Here is a 20,033-nt window from a genome sequence, read left to right on the forward strand (position 1 = left end):
TTTTTTCCTTTATTTTCTGAACAGCGCCATCACTTCGTTATCTATCATATCCACGCTATCGAGAGCCCTCGGATACATGTCTCTGACTTTCGCCAAGAATTCCAACCAGAGTTCGATGGCCGGCTTCATCAGCACCAGTGTCTCCTCCTCCCCCTCGAAGGAGTAGAGAATGGAGCTCAGCAGGGTGAATACATAGTTCATCGAACCTATCATGGTCTGTGAAATATGCTGCTGGCGTGTGGCAGAAATCTGGGCAAGATAGCCAAAGTTGCGCAGCATCAACTGATTAATCTCATTGCGAGACGTGAAATCCTGTTGCCATTCGGCCACCATCTTGTCGATAAAAATGTTGAAGAACTCGACATCAAGCAGCGAAGAAAAGTCCTGCTTGAACAGTGGAATAGGGGCACTCAGCGCCGCAATTTCCCCGAGCAGATCAGACTTATCAACAAACTGGGAAAGACTTATTTCAGAGCTTGGTAAGGCCCTAGCCTGCATGATCCTAGCACCATCACTGCAGTTGAAACACTGCACATCGGGATTAGCAACCAGCACTTGTTCGATCACATGACGTGAAGCATCAAACATGGCGTTGCTGATGACCATACCGCCAAAATTCCCTTCGCGATGCCATTGGCTGTCGCCATACATCAGCGCCCCCAAGGCACCAGCACTCTCCTCGTTGTTATAGTAGGAGCTGAGCTTGGAATGATGGTGCCCCTTGTGCTTGTAGCCGTTATCCAGACCGAACAGATACAGGTTTTTAAAACCAAGGTGGATGGGGGCGCTGACACCGATATTACCCACTAAGGGATTAACCCCACCGAGAGCGGCGCAGGCGTTTAAATGAGGGAAGTAATTATGGTAGAGCGCCACCCCGGGCTCGCTGTGTTTGAATGCAAGTGCTGATTGGCTGAATAGCGAAGCACAATCAGGGTGGATCACATCAGTACTCAGGAACAGGATATCTCGCAGGTAATCGGGATCGTTCAGGTTGACCAAGAAGTCATAGACAATCTTGGTTCGCTCCGTCTCAACGTGAATATCCGGCTTGATGCCGACCTTGTGCAAGGCCGAAATGGCACTGCCACAGGAGATGATGATGGCCTTGTCTTTGTTTTTCTCAATGACAGAGATGGAATCATCCAGCGATGGGCCATTGGCAATCACAAAAATCGGGGTCCGTTGATATGTTGGCGAAATCCTTTTATCTTTTCCCAAGAATGGCACGGAACGCTCAATATTATTGATAGTGTGGGATAGAGCTATCAGATTGTCATCGAAAAAGCCCCACCCCATCACCAGCAAGAAATATTCTTGCTGCACCTTTTCGATCAGCTTTTTGATCTTTTCATTCTGATAGCCCCACATGATGAATGCATTGGCAATCAGGAAGGAACCACGGCTGTGAATGGCAGAGGCGAAATCCTTGACGATGCTCTCTTCATCCTGTCCCAGCAGGATCTGCATCCCCAGGTTCTCTTGATGCAGGTAATCGAGCAAAGGTGCCCAGTCGAAGCAGTACAAGGAGGCGTAAAAGAGATCCAGATCCGGCTCGAAGAGGAACAGAGTGCCGATCTTGCACCTTTCATAGAGATAGCCAAGGTGGTACCCGAGACCGACGCCAAACACCAGGGCACTGGGGACCTCATTGGGGACATGTTCGAGCTGTGTCTCCGTCTCAGAAATATCGTCAAGGTAAGCATTCAGCTTGTTGAGATACTCGACATGCATAAAGCCAAGGGGATTCGCCTCCTGGCTGAAGGAGAACTTGGACAGGCCCCCTTTCTCCATGAACTCGGTGACCAGGGTCTCACAGATGAGGTAGGGTTCGTTGCCGTAGACGGCAACGCCATCATCTAGCCACTCAAGATTGGGTTGACCATTCTCGTTGCAGAAAAACCTGAACGGGCGAGCGGGTTGGTAGCGCTCATAGGTATCGGCGATATGGGGAATATATCGACGGAAAGCCGCCATATTCTGTTCAAATCTCAGCGGCAACGCCACTGCCATGGCGGCTTCCTGTTCCGCCTGCTGCTGCAGTCGCAGTGCATCCTGCTCAGCTTGCATCAGGGCGGAATCGACATTGAGCGACATCAGAACTCCTTGCTGTTCACACGATAGGCCTGACCGGCCTTGCTGGCTCTTCCGAACAGGGTCAACTGTTCGAAAATGGCATGATGATGAGTGGCGGCCAGGTTTTTCATGGCCTCTTCCTGAACGGACAATCTGACGGCCAGAGCGGCTACCGCCTGTTGCTCTTCCGCTTCGCCGCTGGCCAGCGTGACCAGCTTATCGATCAAGACAAGCCTGTCATCCATGCATTGCAAGGCATCATCATATTGCTGCTGCCGCAACAGCGTCTCCATGAGGCGGGCATTCTCGTCCAGTGCCTCTTCGAGCACGGCAAGCCTGGAGCTCACAGCTCACCCAACTGCTGTCTCATCTGATAACCCTGGTGTTTTTCGGATTCAGGCAGTTGATCCCAGCCTGACTTGATGGTCAGCATCAGAGTCATCACTTCATCAAGAGGCGCCGTATCCCGGTTCAGACTGGCATCCCAAACCCGTTCATCCATATAGGCGTAAAGCCCATACAGATCCTCCGCCATGCGCCCCTGGCTCATGTCCAGCGCATCCTGCAACCCGTGAAGCAATCCTTGTGCCTTGGAGACGGCAGTGGCTTTGGCCTCCATGTCATTGCGCTCAATGGCTCCCTTGGCTTGAGCCAATCGCTCCAGGCAGCCCTGCATCATCAACTGGATGACACGGTGAGGGTCTGCAGTGGCCAGATCGGCCGCCAAATTACCCGCTGTATATGCTTTGATATTGCGCTTGTACATAATTCAACACTCTCGATCTATCAAGACTTCTGATAACTCGTCTGCAATGTTGCCAATGCAGAAGCAGAACTGTTCATCTTGACCAACAAGGCATCCAGACTGCCGTACTGGGCGCGCAATGCCGCTTCATACTTCGTCAACTGGGCATTGGCCGTCGCCGTTTTTTGGGTCAGCGCACGCAAATCCGAATTCAGGACATCTTCTCGTTGCGCAAGCATACCGCCGCTCTTGGTATATTCTTTCAGGCCGGAATTCAAGGTAGATGCCAGCCCCTTCTCTCCCCCAAACAGGGCCACCACCTGATCGAAGTTCTTGTCGACAGCTTCCCCGAACTTCGTCTTGTCGAGGGACAGTTTTCCCTTGTTGTCCATCTTGATGCCAATCTCAAAGACGGTCGAATAAGTACCGCTGTTCTGAGAAGGGCTGACCAGCAGGTTGCTCATGAAAGACTCGATCGCTCGGGTGGTGGAATCCCCGGCAAGGGCACCACCATCATCCTGCTTCACCCCTCCAACGAAGCTGTTGCGCTTGCCCAGGCCATTCATTTTGTCCTGAAGGGTGTTGTATCCATCGACAAACTGCTGGACAAGCTCCTGAATGGAGGTCTTATCGGTAGTGATATCGACCTTGTTTGCCTTGAGATCTCCCGCACTGTCTTTATCCGACACGCGAAGTACCGTCACCTTGAGGTCCTGAATGGAATCATCAAAGGTGTTGGTATCACTCTTGAGGACGTTGCCATCCACATTAATCTCGGCACTGCTGGCTGCCCGGGTCTGGATCATCACACCGCCACCGGCTTCGAAGACCCCTAGCTCGGCGTTATCGCCGGTGATGGTCAAATCCTTGCCGTCTCCCGAGATACCGGAGTCGATCACCAGCTTGGCCTTGCCATCAGCCGTGTTTACGATGTTGACACTCAGGCCGAAGTTATCGCCATTGCTGTTGATGCTTTTACGGATATCTTGCAGGGTGTCCCCAGCCTTCACATCAACCTTGAACGTCTTGTCACCCGCCTTGAAGGTCAGTTGCCCATCCTGAGTCGCCAGAGGGGTGGTCGAACTGTCGAAGATCCCCTCCTGGCGGCTCGTTTCCGCCAACTTATTGACGATGATGTTGTATTGACCGTTGGAAGCACCAGACTTGCTCTCCACCTTCAAAATGGGGTCATCTTTGCTCTGGGTGATGTTGATGGCACGTTTGTTGAACGCACCTGGCGCACTCAGTTTATCCAGAATGTCGGTAAAGGCAGAGATGGAGGATTTCAGCTGACCGATACCGGACAAGGAGATCTGGGTACTGTTTTGCTTGGTAATGATCGGCTGTTGCAATTGAGCTTTTTTCGCTGCAACACTCGCCGAGATCACACTTTCAAGATCGAGTCCAGACCCCGCCCCTGCTGAAGTAATTGCCATCACATCCTCCTGTCTATCGACTTAAAATATCAGGTCACACCTGGCCATCGAACAACAGCCCGGAGAGACTTGGCAGGGTGTTCCCTGCCGGCTCCATGGCCTGCAACCTCTTGTTCATCAAGAGCATTTCTTCACTCGGGATCTGTCGGATAACCTGTTTGGTATCCACATCAATGACCTTGATGACCGGCTGCTCCAGCTCGGGAACCAGACTGAAGTTGATTGTCCATCCCTTCATCTTGCTCAAGTTGTCCAAGCGCTCCTGCAATTCTTGGGCCTGTTTTTCTATATAGGCCTTGTCAATGCTCGGCTTGACTGTCTTGATGTGTGTCGGTGGCTCCTGCGATGCCTTGGCTGCCGACTCGACGCCTTTCTGTTCGGCCACATCATGTCCACCCGCAACGGATGAAGAAGCAGGCATGGCGGCCTGAGGGCCGCCATGTTGAGTTAGCGTCGAAGAAACAGAAGGCATGGCTATCGATTCATTGCCCATCTGCTGCTCCTCATATCAATGATGTTGACGTTACGGCCCGCTTAACCCAGCAGTTGCAGTGCAGACTGCGGACGCTGGTTGGCCTGGGCCAGGATACTGGAAGCCGCCTGTTGCAGAATGTTCTGCTTGGTCATGTTGGCGGTTTCTGTCGCAAAGTCTGCATCGCGGATACGGGAACGTGCTGCACTCACGTTTTCCGAGATATTGGCCTGGTTGCGAATGGTGGAGTCCAGACGGTTCTGCACCGCACCCAGCTCGGCACGCTTGCTGTCAACCACCCCCAGCATGGCATCAACAGTCGCAAGAACATCTTGAGCCTGAGACTGCGTGCCAATATTGATCCCACTCGCGGTCGCGAAAACGGTCGCAGCCGAACTACCTGCTGCTGCTGCAATACCAGAAATACTGAATCCATCAGCTTGGCTAAGACTGAAACCGATAGTCTGATTGGCATCCGCCCCAACCTGGAAGGTACCACCATAACTACCGTCCAGCAGCTTGGTGCCAGCAAAGGTAGTGTCTTTGGAGATACGGTTGATTTCCGATCCCAGCTGATCCACCTCCTTCTGCAGGGCTTCACGATCTTTGGCGGAGTTGGAGCCGTTGGCAGATTGCTGCGCCAGGGTACGCATGCGTTGCAGCATGCTGGTCACTTCGTCCATGGCCCCTTCAGCGGTCTGCGCCAGCGAGATGCCATCATTGGCGTTGCGGTTACCCTGGTCCAAGCCGTTTACCTGGGAGGTCAGACGGTTGGAGATCTGCAGACCCGCCGCATCATCCTTGGCGCTGTTGATGCGCAGGCCGGATGCCAGACGGGTGTAAGAGGTATCCAACGACTTGGTGGTGTTCATCAAGTTACGCTGGGCGTTCAGTGATGAAGTGTTGGTGTTGATAAACATGGCCATAAAAGATTTCTCCTGATGAACAAGAAACTGCGGGCCCTGCTTGCATCAAGCGAGTCAGAATCCCACCGTTCAGATGGACAGATTGAACGGTCTGTCTCATCTGGCGGATCCGCTGTTTGAACGGACATCGGACCCGCAGTTGCGCAAATGCTGGATTTCCGAACACCCCTCAATTTGCTTCATATCTTGTAACGGCAGCCTCATCGGAAGCTTTAGGAGATTTATTGCCGCTCTCGTCAATAAAGAGGCAAAACCCTTCCGCTGAGGAAGAGATGGCTAGGCAAGGGAGAGTAACGCCAACGCAGGGACCAGCTCATATGCCTTCCACCGAGTGGTGGCTTTTCGCGGCTGTGGGGTGAGTATGGGTAGCCACCCTTATGGCACCAATAAAAAAGCCGACAAGCGTCGGCCAATCAAGTATTCAGGCTAGAGGGTGGGTACCAGCACAGATGCTTCCTCTGGCTGCCCTACCGCCATTCCATTTCGATGGAACCAGGTCACGGTACTACCCTATTGCTCTGCTCGGGGGGCGACCTGAGCGACCGCCCCTGTCAGACCTATTAGCCCAGCAGTGACAGAGCTGACTGCGGACGCTGGTTGGCTTGAGCCAGTATGCTGGAAGCCGCCTGCTGCAGGATGTTCTGCTTGGTCATGTTGGCAGTCTCGGTCGCGAAGTCCGCATCGCGGATACGGGAACGCGCAGCGCTCACGTTCTCAGAGATGTTAGACTGATTGCGAATGGTCGAATCTAGCCGATTCTGCACTGCACCCAATTCAGCACGTTTGCCATCCACAACCCCCAACATGGCATCTGCTGCAGCCAGCACAGCTTGAGCCTTACTCTGAGAACTAATACTTATTCCACCGGCAGTTGAGCCACTTACGAACACACTGGCAACTGTTGCATCAGTCGCTGCTGCGGCAATCCCTGAAATACTAAATCCGCCAGCCTGGCTCAAGCTAAAGCCAATAGTCTGGTTCGCATCCGCCCCCACCTGGAAAGTACCACCATAACTACCGTCTAGCAGCTTAGTACCAGCGAAAGTAGTATCTTTGGAAATACGGTTGATTTCGGATCCCAGTTGATCCACTTCCTTCTGCAGAGCCTCACGATCCTTATCTGAGTTGGAGCCATTGGCAGATTGCTGGGCCAGGGTACGCATACGCTGCAGCATGCCGGTCACTTCGTCCATGGCCCCTTCAGCGGTCTGCGCCAGGGAGATGCCGTCGTTGGCGTTGCGGTTACCCTGATCCAGACCGTTGATCTGGGAAGTCAGACGGTTGGAAATCTGCAGACCGGCCGCATCGTCCTTGGCGCTGTTGATGCGCAGGCCGGAAGCCAGACGGGTGTAAGAGGTATCCAACGACTTGGTGGTGTTCATCAAGTTACGCTGGGCGTTCAATGATGAAGTGTTGGTATTGATAAACATGGCCATAAAAAATTTCTCCTGATGAACAAGAAACTGCGGGCCCTGCCGGTGCCAGTACACGATCAGGATCCCACCGTTCAGATGGACAGATTGAACGGTTCTGTCTCACCTGGCGGGCCCTCTGTTTGAACGGACATCGGACCCGCAGTTGCGCAAATGTTGGATTTCCGAACACCCCTCGATTTGCTTCACCTTCTGTAACGGCCATCTCGCCAGAAGCTTTAAGCAATTTATGCACGACCCTAATACTGTCCGAGTTTGGATATCACAAGAAAGGATCGGGAAGCCCGGCCATGTCGCCATGAGGCTCGGCATCAGCCCACGGAAGATATTAACTGGCACGGTTTGTGCTTTAGTTTTGGTGTCGCCATTTTTTCGGCGCCCATAAAAAAGGCCGACAATGTCGGCCAAAGAAGAGCTTACGCTCAGGAGAACAACCTCGGGGGTGACAGAGTGAACGATCTGCGCAACACTCGAGGGGTATACCAATAAGAGAACTTCTCTTTCGATAGAACAAGGCGTAAATCCGAACACCCCATTGTTCCATCTTGTTTACCAGGGCGGCCTGAACAACCGCCCTTTTCTTTTTCTCACTCTGAGCGTATTAGCCTTGCAGCAGGGAGAGCGCGGATTGTGGGCGCTGGTTGGCCTGTGCCAGAATGCTGGAGGCGGCCTGCTGCAGGATGTTCTGCTTGGTCATGTTAGCGGTTTCGGTCGCGAAGTCCGCGTCACGGATACGGGAGCGTGCAGCACTGACATTTTCCGAAATATTGGCCTGGTTGCGAATAGTGGAATCCAGGCGGTTTTGCACGGCACCCAGTTCGGCACGCTTTCCATCCACGATTTCCAGCATAGCATCCACAGCTCCCAGCACGCTCTGAGCATTGCTCTGACTACTGATGCTAATACCTCCAGCTGTTGAGCCACTGACAAAAACCGTGGTTACAGATGCTGCTGTCGCAATACCAGAAATACTGAACCCTCCACCCTGAGTCAGGCTGAAACTGATAGTCTGGTTGGCGTCCGCACCGACCTGGAAAGTACCGCTAAATGAACCATCAAGCAGCTTGGTACCTGCGAAGGTGGTTGCAGTGGAGATACGGTTGATCTCGGCACCCAGCTGATCCACTTCTTTTTGCAGGGCTTCACGATCCTTGGCGGAGTTGGAACCGTTGGCGGATTGTTGAGCCAGGGTACGCATGCGTTGCAGCATACCGGTCACTTCATCCATCGCCCCTTCAGCAGTCTGAGCAAGGGAGATGCCGTCGTTGGCGTTGCGGTTGCCCTGGTCCAGACCGTTGATCTGGGAGGTCAGACGGTTGGAGATCTGCAGACCTGCCGCATCGTCCTTGGCGCTGTTGATGCGCAGGCCAGAGGCAAGACGGGTGTAGGAGGTATCCAGGGATTTGGTGCTGTTCATCATGTTACGCTGAGCGTTGAGCGATGAAACGTTGGTATTGATATACAGACTCATGATTTTTCTCCTAAGCTATTAAAATTTAACTTTAATTCACTCAGGCTTTATTGTGTTTTGTGCCTGATATGTTTAGTTAACGGCGCCTTTTCACAAGACTTTAATTTCTTTTTTCTGCCTTTCTGGCAGTAATCGCCGCCTAACCTATATATCGGCCTCTATTCCTCACCCTTGAGAAAAAAATCGGGATTTTTTGTCACCTGACAGCCCGCCCCCCGGGCCATAGTGGCCACAGCCCGCATCAGACAAGGCGGGAGCGTGATATTCACCCAGCCTTCAGAAACCGGCGCTGGCTCCCACTTTTGCACGCCAGCATTTCTCATCCCCACACCTTGCCCCTAAAATCGCCGCCCCATCATCTATTGGACGTGAGTTGTTCTCCATGCAGACACTGGTTGAGCAGATTGTTTACATCAGCGACATGTTTGGTACTGCGGTATTCGCGTTTTCGGGCGTACTGGTGGCCGGCCGTCTCAGGATGGACGGTTTCGGTGTCATGGTGCTGGCGGCGGTCACCGCCATCGGGGGCGGCACCATCCGCGACATGATCCTGGGGGCAACCCCCGTCTTCTGGGTGCGCGACCCCCTCTATATCTGGGTGGTCATTACCACGGCGCTCATCGGCATGTGGATGGTCAAACTGCCCCGCCGCATGCCCTGGTATGTGCTGCCGGTGGCAGACGCCTTCGGGTTGGCGCTCTTTACCGTGATCGGGGCACAAAAAGCCCTCAACTTTGGTACATCGGGGCTTATCGCCGTATTGATGGGCACCATGACGGGGGTTGCGGGCGGCATGATCCGTGACGTGCTGGCCCGGGAAGTGCCCATGGTGCTGCAAAAGGAGATCTACGCCACCGCCTGCATTCTGGGCGGCATCCTCTATACCCTGTCGCTGGAGGTCGGGGTAGACAGGGTCAGCGCCATGCTCATCAGCATGCTCGGGGTGTTTGGTCTGCGGGTGGCGGCCATCTACTGGCACCTCTCCCTGCCCACCTTCTCGCTGCAGCGCAACTGAGAAGCCTCAGAGTGGGCGAGATCCCATCCCGGCAGGGACAAGATTGAACCAAGCCGGCTTTTCTGTTGTCATACAGGGGTCGTTTCAAGCCGGAAAACCTCATGCAAAAACTTGGGCTCATTACCACGCTTGTTCTGATGATGGTGGCAGCGGCTCATGCGGGGGCACAGGCCCTGTTCGGGCGTCTGGCATCCACCCCGGTGCAGCAGTTCAACCAGCAGATCCGTCAGGCGAGCAGCAGTCAGCAAGGCTGGGTCAACGACTATCGCGAAGTGGCTCGCCGCTTCGTCGGCCATAAAGATGTACCCACCCGTATCCATGCTCAACAGCTGGACAACGATCTGGTGCTCTCGGTGGCCCTTGATGGCCAGCGTAGCGACATGCTCTACATCCTGACCCTGTTTCGCAGCAACAACCTGTGGCAGATGCGTCAGGCCGAGATGGGCTGGCGCTGTCAGGGTCAGGAAACCTTCACCCCGGTCCCCTGCCCCTGAGCATCTACCTTCATCCGAGTGAAATAAAAAATCCGGCGCCTTGGCCGGATTTTTTATACGCGTCTTGCCGTCACATCACGGACGGTAGACCTTGACGTTGGCAAAGCCCTTCTCTTTCAGGTAAAGCGCCTGCAGCTTGCTCATCACGCCGCGATCGCAATAGAGCAGGTAGGTCTTCTCTTTCGGCAGATCACCAAAGGCGGTAGCCAGCTTGAAGAAGGGGATATGCATGATCTCGCGCCCTTCCACCACCAGCGGCTTGTCGTCATGCTCCTCCATGGAGCGAATGTCCAGGATCACCTCGTCGTCACCGCTCTCGGCGGTGGTCTCCACCTCCTGCACCTCGGCGGCGGTCTCTTCACCGATGCGACGAATGTCGAGGTAACGGGCCTCGGCCACCACCTTGTCCAGAATGGCAAAGTCGAAGTTCTCCTCTTCCGCCTCGATGCGGGAGAGCTCGGCCTTCACGGTCGGCTTCTTGGAAATCACGCCGCAATACTCCGGCATGGTCTCCGCGAACTCCAGGGTACCGATGCGGCGGGCTTCGCTGATGATGTCCGGCTTGTCCCAGGTGATGAGCGGGCGCAGGATCACCTTGTCGGTCACCCGGTCGATGACGTTCAGGTTGGTGAGGGTCTGGCTGGAAACCTGGCCAACGCACTCGCCGGTCACCAGGGCCGGGATCTGGAACTCGTCGGCAACCTTGGCAGCGGCACGCATCATCATCCGCTTGAGCACCACCCCCATCTGGCCGTTGTCGATCTTCTCGAGGATCTCGGCCACCACGGGCTCGAAGTCCACCGCGGTGAAGCGCACCCGGTGGGAGGAGCCGAAACGGTTCCACAGGTGATAGGCCACCTGCTTGACGCCGATCTCGTGAGCCGCCCCACCCAGATTGAAGAAGCAGTAGTGCACCCGGCAGCCGCGCTTGATGAACTGGAAGGAGGCGACCCCCGAGTCAAACCCGCCGGAGAGCAAGCTCAGCACATCTTCCTGGGTGGCGATGGGCATGCCGCTCAGCCCCTGGTGGATGGCGCTGACGATGAAAAGCTCCTCGCCATCGATCTCGAGGTTGATCTTCACATCCGGGTTCTTGAGGCGCACGCCGTTGCTCACGCAGTGCTGGTTCAGACCGCCGCCCACGTAACGTTCAATCTCCAGCGAGGAGAATTCGTGCTTGCCGTGGCGCTTGGCACGCACGCAGAAGGTCTTGCCCTCGAGCTGATCACCCCAGACGGCTTTCACCTGCTCGAAGATGTCGTGCAGGTCGGTAAACTTGCTGGCCTGCACCTCGAGGAAGGCCTGAATGCCGGGGATGCAGGCCAGGGCTTCGATGGCCTGCTCGCGGAACTGGTCATTGCGGGAGCTCACGATCAGCTTGTCCCAATCCATCCGCACCCGGGCATCGTCGTCGAAGCGGCGCAGGACATTGCGGATATTGCCCTGCAGGATCTTGATGAAGCGCTGGCGAACCGACTTGCTCTTGATGGTGATTTCAGGGAACAACTTGATAATGAACTTCATGGTAATGACTCGGGTGGCCTTGATTTAAGGGCGCGAATTATATCAGAACTTTGTGACCAGCGCCTACTGCATGAGCGGCCGCTCACATTCCCCCACGCAAAGTTTGCCGCATCCAGGCAATCATGCGTATATTCCCACCCCTGCATCCTGGCAACACAGCATCCATGAAAACCCATATCTACTACCCCGGCATGGAGGTACGCGACGAGCTCTGGCTCAAGTTTGCCTTGCTCTATCTGGAGCGGCTCGCCTTCGTCTTCACCGTCAGTGAGAAGAGCGGTCTCACCGCCCTGCTGGAGACCCTGCGCCAGCAAACCGACCTGCTGGCCGAGCCGCCACGACCCGCCTTCTTCGCCCATATCACGCCCCAGGTGGAGAGCCAGATTGCCGGCTTGGTCGCCCCCGATTTTGTCCGCCACAAGGTGTTTGGCAACAGGGAGCTCATCGCCCGCTGGCGTTCAGCCCCCAACCACGACTGCTTCTGCCCGGCTCAGGCGGGACTGGAGCGGCTACACGGGTTTTGTCTGACCCACGGCTTTGCGACGCAGGATGAAGGGGGGATCAGAATGGCGCGCCGCTTTGCCAACCTGCTCTCCATGCGCCTCGCCCGTGAGTGGGCACTCGCCAATGACGGGGCGCTGATTACCGATCACGACTATCTGGATCGGCTGCTCCATCTGCTCGAATCCCGCTACCACAACCGGGGCGGCCAGGACTGCTTCCACCTCGAGATCCCGCTGCAAGTGCCCACTCACCTGGCCGACATCCCGTTTGCAGAGCTCATTGCCCTGCGGGGGCGAAGCGGCTTTCGTCAGCAGCTCGCCGAGTTCCATCAGGCCCTCGATGCCCTGCTCGCCATGCTGGGCAGCGGCTACGCCGAACCCGCCGTGTTGACCCGCTTCGAGCAGGCCCAGCAGGGGTTCACACCCTTGCTGGGACCCGAGACCGTCACCCTGCCGCTCACCACGCTCGTCAGTACTGGCTTACCGGCCATGGCGATGATCCACCACCTCAAGGGGAGTCACCCACAGAGCGACCTGGTGTTTCATCCCATCAAGAAGAGCCACTTCCACCAGCGCAAGAGCCGGCATTTCTTCACCCGGCTGGGGCAGGTCAAGCCCTGACTCCCCGCCTCTGCCGGGGAATCGACAATCAACTGACGGCATCGGGACCATCACCGATGCCGTCAATATTCTGGCGCTCACCACGCCCTCAGGAGGGGTTTTCCAGCCGAAACTCGATGCGATCGCTGTTTCCCGCCTCATCCACCACCACCAGCTGATAGCGGCCCGCCTTGCTCACTACTTGATCCCCGTCCCAGCGCAGCCGCTGGCCGTTGAGAAACCAGGCCGGCTTGCCGACACCGCCGAGCACCCTGGGCTGCAACCGATAGCGCTGACTGCGGATAAGGTTGCCCTCCCCCAGTGCCAGGATGCGGATGGGGGCCTGCTGCTCGGCGCTCTGTCCCTCCCCTGCACAACCGCTGGCCAGCAGCGCCTGCCGTCGCTCACCCGGTGAGCGCCATGGCTCCAGCGACAATGGCCAGAGGGCCCGAAAACCGGATTGCGCCGCATCGTGGCAGCGGGCCAAGGTCGGCTTGCCCGCGGCGGTCAGTGCGACCTGGCGCAGCGGCGAGGGCCAGTCCATGGGATCCGGCAAGGTGGGAGGATCACGCTCTTCAAGCAGCCAGGCGCTCTGATGCTGCAAACAGGCCTCTGGCAGGGTCGCGCTCGTCTTGCGCCCCAGCGGCCAGCAAACTTCGGCCTCGCTCACCGTGTTGGGTTGTGCCGGCAGGGGGCTGTTGTCCGAGAGCCGCGAATAGACAGAGAGCAGCAGCGGCACTGCCGCGCTCTGTCCATAAAAGCCGGGCATGGGGGTGCCGTCGGGGCGCCCCAGCCAGACGCCGATGGTCCAGCGACCGGAGACCCCCATGGCCCAGCTGTCGCGATAGCCATAGCTGGTGCCGGTCTTCCAGGCCAGTCGGTTGACCCGGCCGGTCGCCTCACTGGCAAAAGGTTGATCTGCCCGTCCCTGGGCACTCAAAATTTGCCAGATGATCCAGGCGGCCCCCGGGCTCAGCAAGGGGCGCGACACCGCCTGCTGCCCCGCCAGCCAGACCGGCATCGCTACCTGCCCCTGCCGGGTCAGCGAGCTGTAGAGCGCCACCAGCTGCTCGAGCCGAATGCCCGCTGCCCCCAGCGCAATGGCCGGATTGGGCTTGTCGGAGAGGGCCAGCCTCACCCCGGCGTTGTCGAGACGGCTGACCAGTTTGTCCGGCCCCAGCGCCTCCAGCACCTGCACCGCCGGCACGTTGAGGGATTGCTGCAGCGCCTGAGCGAGGGTCACCGGCCCCTGAAAGGCGCCGGAAAAGTTGGCGGGGCGATACTCCGAGCCCAGTCTCGGTGCATCGGAGAGCAGGGAGGCCGAGTGCACCAACCCTTCGTCCATGGCCAGACCGTAGATGAAGGGCTTGAGGGTGGAGCCGGGAGAGCGGATCGCCTGCACCATGTCGAGATAACCGTGGCGACGCAGATTGCCATACTCGGCGCTGCCCACATAGGCGCGCACCGCCATGGTTCTGTTGTCGACCAGGAGCAACGCCGCTGAGGTCTGCTCGGGGAAGCGACGGATATAGCTCGCCACCCGCCCTTCCACCCAACGCTGCAGATCGCCGTCGATGGTGGTATGCACCAGGGCCCCGGCCTGATGGTCGGCGGCGAGGCGGGCAAAGAGCGGCGCCTCCATCGGCGTGAAGTGACCGCGGGCCAGCACAGGCTCGATGCGTCCCTCCAGCCAAACCTGTTCTGGCCAGACCCCCTGCGCCACCAGCCGCTGCATCACCTTGTCGCGGGCGGTGCGGGCCCGCTCGGGATGCCGGTCCGGCCGGTTGCGGCTGGGGGCCTGGGGCAGCACCGCCAAGAGCGCCGCCTCGGCATGGGTCAGCTTGGCGGCGCTCTTGCCGAGATAGGCAAAACTTGCCGCCTGCACCCCCTCCAGATTGCCGCCAAACGGCGCCCGATTCAGATAGACGGTAAGCAAGGTGCGCTTGTCGTAGTGCCACTCCAGTTGCAGCGCACGGGCCATCTGGCGCAGCTTGCCGGGCACGCTCCTGTGGTAGGGCTCGATGAGGCGCGCCACCTGCATGGTGAGGGTCGAGCCCCCCGACACAGCCCGCCCGTAACGCAGCCACTGACCGATGCCGCGCACCATGGCCACCGGATTGACCCCGGGATGGTGCCAAAAGTAGCGATCCTCGTAGCCCAGCAGCGCCTCGATATAGCGGGGGGAGACCTGCTCCAGCGTCACGGGGTAGCGCCACACGCCGCTGGTATCGGCAAAGGCACGCAGCGGTCGCCCCTTCATGTCGAGCACCACCCGCGCATAGGCAGGGTCGAGCGGCGGCGGCGGGAAGAGTCGATCCAGCGCCAGCAATGACAGGAGCAGTGCTACAACGCCCAGCACCGAAAAGCGCAGCCAGCGTGGCAGGCGACCAAGCCAGCGCCAGCCAGCGTGGCCAGTGCGACCCAATTTCAGCCAGCCACGCTGCCAGAAAGTGAGCGGGCGAACCCGCTCAAGGGAGGGTTTGTTACTCAGAGATGATCACCTCGTGGATATCCTCACCCACGGCCCGGATCTCGGGTCGGTACATATCCTCCACCTGGGTCGGCGGCACCTGATAGCGACCCGGCGTCACCGCCCGCATCAGGTAGACCAGTTGCTGGTTGCTCCCGGCGCTCAGATCCAGCGCCGCCGTGTAGCGGTCATCGCGAAACTCCTGATGCTTGAGGTAGTCGTTCCATTCGATCTGCCACGCCGGTTTCCCCTCGATGGAGAGATCTTCGAGCTTGATGCTGTTGCCAAGGGCCGGGTTCTCCAGCTCGAAGCCAGCGGGCACCATCTCCACCAGCAGGGCATCGGGCACCGCCGATTCACTGCTGACGTTGAGCCGCACCACCACCAGATCCCCCACCTTCACCTTGGTCGGGTCAAAACGCTGACCGTCGCTATTGAACCAGCTGCGGGTCACGCTTATCCCCTGACTCAACCGGGTAGGAGCCTGCTCGGGGTAACCGATCAAGGTGCGCTGCACATAGAGGGATCCCTTGCCCTCGTTGGTGACGGTGCTCGCGGCCAGTGCCTCTGGGGCACCCTGCTGCAGCGGAGCCGAACCGCTCAGGGATCCACTGCCAAGAGAGGAAGTTACCTTGGCCTGCCAGTCGGCGGCCGGATCGAAGCGGGCGAGTCGCAGCAGGGCGAGCCGCTCCTGGGTGCTGAGCCACTGACGGTGAGCCAGGGTATCGGCCACCTTGGCACTGAGGGCCGGCCAGATCTCCGCAGCCAGCTTGTGCTGGCGCAGCAGGGAGAGCTCAAGGGCCTGATCGCGCAGTGGCGAACCGTAATCCCCGAGATAGTCGTCCCCACGCTCGGTCGCCAATGCCCGGCTGAGGGCCTTGGCGGCGTTCTGCTCATCCCCCATGGCCGAGAGCGCCAGCGAGAGGTGCAAGAGCGGCAAACCCGAGCGGGCGTGATCGGCCTGCTGCTCCCAGACAAGGCGCAGGGTAGCGAGCGGCGCCTTGCCCACCCGGGCCAGCACATAGGCACTGTAGGCCTGATAGGCCAGCCGGCTGTGCTCGGGAGCACTGCTCCAGCGCTCGCCATACTGGCTGTCGGTAAGATAGCTCTGCAATCGGTTCAGCGCCTGATTGAGCATCGCCTCCGGCACTGCATCGCCGGCCTCCTTGCGCGCCAGCAGGTAGTCGGCGGCATAGGCGGTGAGCCACTGCTCCTCGTCGGAGCGACCATCCCAAAGGCCAAAGCCGCCGCTTGGCAATTGCAACCGCTGCAGCCGTTGCAGCAGGGCGCGTTGCACATCCGCCTCGCTCGCCGTTTTCTTGCCCTCTGCGGGTTTGCGCCAGGCGGCCCGCTCATCGGCCGTGGTCAGTAAGTAAGGCCAGGCACGGGACAAGGTCTGCTCCAGACAGGCATAGGGGTAGTCGGCCAGCGCCTGCCACTGGGCTGCCGGATCCCAGGGGGGAGTGCCGGAGAGGCTGAGCAGCCCCTGCAGGTTGGCGGGATCCAGTCCGGCCAGCTCAGCTGGCGCAAAGCTCATCTGCTGGCCGGGAGCCAGCATCTGGTAGCGCTGGCGAGTCTCGGCCGGCCAGGGGGATCGCAGCGGCAAAGTCCAGTCGCGGCTGATGGCAAAATCCTTGCCGCTGGCAGCCAACTGCAGGCGTGCCACGCCGCTCGCCCCAGTCACGGTGAGCGGCAGGGTCAGCCACTGCTCCTCGCCATTTTTAAGGGAAAGGGTGCCGGGCAGCTCGCCGTTTGCTTTCAGCCCGCCGTTGAGGGTCCAGGCAAGGGAGAGGGTCTGATCCTCGCCGCTCATATTGCGCAGCTGCACCAGGGCCCGGGTCTCATCCCCTCTCGCGCCAAAGCGCGGCCAGCCGATCTCTGCCACCAGCGGCGCCACCACCTTGACGGTGCGCTCGGCCTCCCCGACTTGCTGTTCGTTCCAGGCCAGCGCCATCAGCGCCAGCTCGCCGTTGAAGTTGGGCAGATCGAGCGGGATCACCGCCTTGCCCTGCTCGTCAAAACTCACCTCGCCGCTCCACAGTGCGGCTATCTCGACCCGGCTCTCCAGCGCACCGCCCTTTTTCAGCGGCGCCCGGTCCCCCCCGTAGTTGAGGCGGGCCAGCTTGCCATCCTGTGGCGGGATCACTTGGCCGTAGTTGTCGAACAAATCTTGGGCGAAGCGCTTGCGACCAAAGAAGATCTCGAACGGGTCGAGGGGTTGATAATCGCTGATATTGAGCACGCCCCGATCCACCGCCGCCAGCACCACGCGGCTCTGACCGTTGGGGGTAGAGGTGGCGGTCACTTCCAGCCGGGTGAGCGGCACCGCTTTGTCCGGCGCACTCAGGGTGAGCGGCAGACGGCGCGCTTCCCGGTCCAGGGTGAGCGGCACCAGCCCGACCGAGCGCAGGCTCTGCCCCTGCTGCTTGCCAGCCGGTTTGGAGGCGCGGTCTGGCGCGGCGATCTGGGCCGAGATATGCAGGTCATGACGCTGCCACTCGGGACTGACCGGGATCTCGAACTCGCCGCGGGCATCCTTGGCATCGCCACCGGCCCCCTTGAGCTCGATACGCTGCCACCAGCGCAGGCCGTCGCCATCTTCCACCAGCAGCAACCCCTTGCCGGGGCGCGGGGCAACCAAAGTCACTTTGGCCTTGTCGCCCGCCTGATAGGCGCGTTTGTCGAGGGTGATGGCAATCTTGTCGGGCCGCGCCTGCTCCCCACCGCCGCCCCAGGCGTAACTACCTATCTCCACCCGCAGGCTCGATTGATGGCCCTGACTGTTCTCCACCTCCAACCGATACCAGCCCGCCGCCAGTTGCAGCGTGAGCGGGGTCGGCCCCTTGCCATCCAGCTGCAGGGTCTGCTCCTGCTCCAGATAGGGCTGGCTGTTGAATTCGTACTTCCACCCCTCCCCATCGGCGTAGTGCCAGTAGTAGTCGCGGTACTCGTTGATAAGGCGCACCTTCACCGCCCCCGCCACCGGCTGGCCTTGCTCATCGAGGTTGAGGATCTGGAAGGGGAGCGGCTTGCCCCCCTCTACCCGCTCCGCTACGAAATCGGCCTTGAGGGCCGGCCACTGGCTGCCCGCGGGCCAGCCATACTGGGTGCGGCTGCGATTGACAGCGCGGCCACCGGGCTCGGCGATCGACACCCGATAAGCCACCTCCAGCGGCCCGAGACCGCGCACCCCATCGAGCTCATCAGCCAGCGAAAATGTCCCCTGCCCCTGCGCATCCAGGGTGAGATTCAGCGGCTCAAGATCCTTGGCCTGCTCGGCAAGCAGCACGTCACCTAGCGTGAACTCCTGCCACTGGGTAAAGGGCATGGTGGCGCGGCTTAACTTCACCTCCGCCTTGGCCTTGGTGGCACTCGCAGGTGCGCCGTAGAGATAGTCCCCTTGCAGTGGCAGCGTCAGGGCGGCGTCCAGACTCGTCACTTCCCCATCCGGCCCCTTGCCAAGCTGCAGTTTCAGCCGCTCCGGCAGAAACTCCTCCACCAGAAAAGGCCACTCGAAGCGGCTGCCGGCGGCGGTCTTGAGGTTGATGGTCCAGCGCCCGAGCGGCGCATCATCCGGCAGATGCAGGCCGTAGTGGGCCGCGCCCAAATTGTCCGGCAACAGCCGTTTCTGTTCGAGCAGCTGACCGTCCGGCTGCTTCACCTCCAGCTCTACCGCCATGCCCGGCAGCAGCTGGCCATCTTGTCCTTTAAGCAGGATTTCGCTGTCGAGCCGCTCGCCGGGGCGATAGAGATCGCGCCCGCTAAAGAGATACAACTGCTGGGCCTGCCAGGGCTGGGTGCCGAGATCGAAGGTGGAGAGATCGAGGGCCGCGCCATCGAGGCGCAGCACCGCCAGATGCTTGCCCTGCTCGGCCAGCAGCAGGCGAGCCCCCTGCACCTGATCGAAGCGGCGATGACCTTGGGGGTCGGTGGTTTGCACCTGCAGCCGGTTGCCCTTCTGGTCGAGCAGGGAGAGCTGCACATCCTTGAGGGGTTCGGCGCTGGCCAGGGAGCTCACGAACACCTCCAGCTCATCGCGGTAACGGCGGGCACTGAGCCCCATGTCGCTCACCGCAAAGTAGGTGGTCTCCTTGCGCCAGTCGTAGTTGCCAAGGGGGGACATTACCGCAAAGTAGACGCCAGCCTCCGCCAGCTGCGGCTCCTTCACATTGATGAGGCGGGTCTCGCGCCGGTTGGCATCGAGCTCCAGCGCATAGCGGCCGCTGAATACCCGCTTGGCCCGCTTGGTGATCTGTTCAAGCTCCCAGTTGCCCATGCCGGCACCGGGGCGATACTCGGCCAGGAAACGGGGTAGGTATTCCGCATCGACCCGGAAGAAGTCGATATTGATCTCGTCCACATTGACCGCGCTGATGGGCAGGCGCAGCTCGTCGCGCAGCGGCAACACCATGCCGCTCGCGGTAAACGACGCCCCCGCCTCCAGCGGCCGGGTCTTGAGGGTCCAGCGCTGGGGGGATGGGCCCAGCCCCGACTTGAGGCTCACCTCGTAGCGCTTGTCGGGCTGAACGTTCGGGAAATAGAGGGTGCGGCCATCGTCGGCGAGAATCCACTCCCCCTGCACCTGCTTGCCCCCTTCACTGACCCCGAGCCAACTCTGCCAGTTTGCCTTGGGCACCAATGGACCGGAGAAGACCAGCGCCAGCGCCGGGGCATCCCGATACTGGCGGGTATTGGCCTGCACCACGGAGGCGGGCGCCCCCGCCTCCTGCCGGGCCATCGGGTCAGTCGTCGGCACCTGGCTGGCAGGTTTGTCGGGGCCGCAACCGGCCAGCAGCAGCGCCGCCAGCCAGGCCACACGGGGAAGACGAGTCACGGGGCAGGAGAGAGAGAGGTGCATGGTGTTCATC

General features: G+C 59.3%; 14 protein-coding genes. 3 read left to right on the top strand and 11 right to left on the bottom strand.

Going from position 1 to position 20,033, the window contains the following annotated elements; genetic code table 11:
- Window positions 1-9 precede the first annotated feature (9 nt).
- The 8 genes from I6L48_RS17325 to I6L48_RS17360 form a co-directional block, all read right to left on the bottom strand.
- Window positions 10-2,097: a 6-hydroxymethylpterin diphosphokinase MptE-like protein gene (locus I6L48_RS17325; protein ID WP_042877902.1), complete on the bottom strand. Its 2,088-nt coding sequence runs from the start codon at window positions 2,095-2,097 to the stop codon at window positions 10-12.
- Window positions 2,097-2,369: a hypothetical protein gene (locus tag I6L48_RS17330; RefSeq protein WP_042877909.1), complete on the bottom strand. Its 273-nt coding sequence runs from the start codon at window positions 2,367-2,369 to the stop codon at window positions 2,097-2,099. The genes I6L48_RS17325 and I6L48_RS17330 overlap by 1 nt, the downstream gene beginning before the upstream one ends.
- 50 nt (window positions 2,370-2,419) lie before the next feature.
- Window positions 2,420-2,842, bottom strand: a complete 423-nt coding sequence (fliS, locus tag I6L48_RS17335) for a flagellar export chaperone FliS (protein WP_042015966.1) — start codon at window positions 2,840-2,842, stop codon at window positions 2,420-2,422.
- Window positions 2,843-2,862: 20 nt separating this feature from the next.
- On the bottom strand, window positions 2,863-4,260 hold the full coding sequence (gene fliD / locus I6L48_RS17340; protein ID WP_162513476.1) for a flagellar filament capping protein FliD: 1,398 nt from the start codon (window positions 4,258-4,260) through the stop codon (window positions 2,863-2,865).
- Window positions 4,261-4,291: 31 nt separating this feature from the next.
- A complete protein-coding gene (locus I6L48_RS17345) occupies window positions 4,292-4,750 on the bottom strand; it encodes a flagellar protein FlaG (RefSeq protein ID WP_225159482.1) in 459 nt (152 codons plus the stop codon).
- Window positions 4,751-4,791: 41 nt separating this feature from the next.
- The gene (locus tag I6L48_RS17350) at window positions 4,792-5,655 is read right to left on the bottom strand and encodes a flagellin (RefSeq protein ID WP_113070440.1); all 864 of its coding nucleotides are present in this window, start codon (window positions 5,653-5,655) and stop codon (window positions 4,792-4,794) included.
- 560 nt (window positions 5,656-6,215) lie between these two features.
- A complete protein-coding gene (locus I6L48_RS17355; RefSeq protein WP_113070441.1) occupies window positions 6,216-7,091 on the bottom strand; it encodes a flagellin in 876 nt (291 codons plus the stop codon).
- Between the two features lie 598 nt (window positions 7,092-7,689).
- On the bottom strand, window positions 7,690-8,559 hold the full coding sequence (locus tag I6L48_RS17360; protein WP_042879706.1) for a flagellin: 870 nt from the start codon (window positions 8,557-8,559) through the stop codon (window positions 7,690-7,692).
- Window positions 8,560-8,941: 382 nt separating this feature from the next.
- Between I6L48_RS17360 and I6L48_RS17365 the strand changes: the two genes are divergently transcribed.
- Together I6L48_RS17365 and I6L48_RS17370 are read left to right on the top strand one after the other, a co-directional pair.
- Window positions 8,942-9,574 carry a trimeric intracellular cation channel family protein gene (locus tag I6L48_RS17365; RefSeq protein WP_010674287.1) on the top strand — a complete coding sequence of 211 codons (633 nt, stop codon included), beginning with the start codon at window positions 8,942-8,944 and terminating at the stop codon, window positions 9,572-9,574.
- A gap of 101 nt (window positions 9,575-9,675) precedes the next feature.
- Complete coding sequence (locus I6L48_RS17370) at window positions 9,676-10,068, top strand: hypothetical protein (protein ID WP_039038657.1); 393 nt, start codon at window positions 9,676-9,678, stop codon at window positions 10,066-10,068.
- Window positions 10,069-10,143: 75 nt separating this feature from the next.
- Here I6L48_RS17370 and thiI read toward each other — a convergent pair whose 3' ends face one another.
- Complete coding sequence (thiI, locus tag I6L48_RS17375) at window positions 10,144-11,592, bottom strand: tRNA uracil 4-sulfurtransferase ThiI (protein WP_039038656.1); 1,449 nt, start codon at window positions 11,590-11,592, stop codon at window positions 10,144-10,146.
- Between the two features lie 164 nt (window positions 11,593-11,756).
- On the opposite strand from thiI, the gene I6L48_RS17380 reads away from it, so the two are divergent.
- Window positions 11,757-12,716, top strand: coding sequence for a hypothetical protein (locus tag I6L48_RS17380; RefSeq protein WP_041212808.1), 960 nt, complete (start codon window positions 11,757-11,759; stop codon window positions 12,714-12,716).
- Window positions 12,717-12,804: 88 nt separating this feature from the next.
- On the opposite strand, the gene pbpC is transcribed toward I6L48_RS17380, so the two are convergent.
- Complete coding sequence (gene pbpC, locus I6L48_RS17385) at window positions 12,805-15,126, bottom strand: penicillin-binding protein 1C (protein ID WP_225160047.1); 2,322 nt, start codon at window positions 15,124-15,126, stop codon at window positions 12,805-12,807.
- A gap of 52 nt (window positions 15,127-15,178) precedes the next feature.
- Window positions 15,179-20,023 (bottom strand): alpha-2-macroglobulin, encoded by a 4,845-nt coding sequence (locus I6L48_RS17390; RefSeq protein WP_225159484.1) that lies wholly within the window; start codon window positions 20,021-20,023, stop codon window positions 15,179-15,181.
- Window positions 20,024-20,033: the final 10 nt, after the last annotated feature.

Origin of the sequence: Aeromonas sp. FDAARGOS 1418, assembly GCF_019048585.1 — a bacterium.
Lineage (GTDB): Bacteria > Pseudomonadota > Gammaproteobacteria > Enterobacterales > Aeromonadaceae > Aeromonas > Aeromonas caviae.

What these genes read in the sequence shown, in the direction of transcription:
- I6L48_RS17325 (WP_042877902.1), bottom strand. Translation starts at nt 2,097, where the DNA reads ATGTCGCTCAATGTCGATTCCGCCCTGATGCAAGCTGAGCAGGATGCA.
- I6L48_RS17330 (WP_042877909.1), bottom strand. Translation starts at nt 2,369, where the DNA reads ATGGAGACGCTGTTGCGGCAGCAGCAATATGATGATGCCTTGCAATGC.
- fliS (WP_042015966.1), bottom strand. Translation starts at nt 2,842, where the DNA reads ATGTACAAGCGCAATATCAAAGCATATACAGCGGGTAATTTGGCGGCC.
- I6L48_RS17345 (WP_225159482.1), bottom strand. Translation starts at nt 4,750, where the DNA reads ATGGGCAATGAATCGATAGCCATGCCTTCTGTTTCTTCGACGCTAACT.
- I6L48_RS17350 (WP_113070440.1), bottom strand. Translation starts at nt 5,655, where the DNA reads ATGGCCATGTTTATCAACACCAACACTTCATCACTGAACGCCCAGCGT.
- I6L48_RS17355 (WP_113070441.1), bottom strand. Translation starts at nt 7,091, where the DNA reads ATGGCCATGTTTATCAATACCAACACTTCATCATTGAACGCCCAGCGT.
- I6L48_RS17360 (WP_042879706.1), bottom strand. Translation starts at nt 8,559, where the DNA reads ATGAGTCTGTATATCAATACCAACGTTTCATCGCTCAACGCTCAGCGT.
- I6L48_RS17365 (WP_010674287.1), top strand. Translation starts at nt 8,942, where the DNA reads ATGCAGACACTGGTTGAGCAGATTGTTTACATCAGCGACATGTTTGGT.
- I6L48_RS17370 (WP_039038657.1), top strand. Translation starts at nt 9,676, where the DNA reads ATGCAAAAACTTGGGCTCATTACCACGCTTGTTCTGATGATGGTGGCA.
- thiI (WP_039038656.1), bottom strand. Translation starts at nt 11,592, where the DNA reads ATGAAGTTCATTATCAAGTTGTTCCCTGAAATCACCATCAAGAGCAAG.
- I6L48_RS17380 (WP_041212808.1), top strand. Translation starts at nt 11,757, where the DNA reads ATGAAAACCCATATCTACTACCCCGGCATGGAGGTACGCGACGAGCTC.
- I6L48_RS17390 (WP_225159484.1), bottom strand. Translation starts at nt 20,023, where the DNA reads ATGCACCTCTCTCTCTCCTGCCCCGTGACTCGTCTTCCCCGTGTGGCC.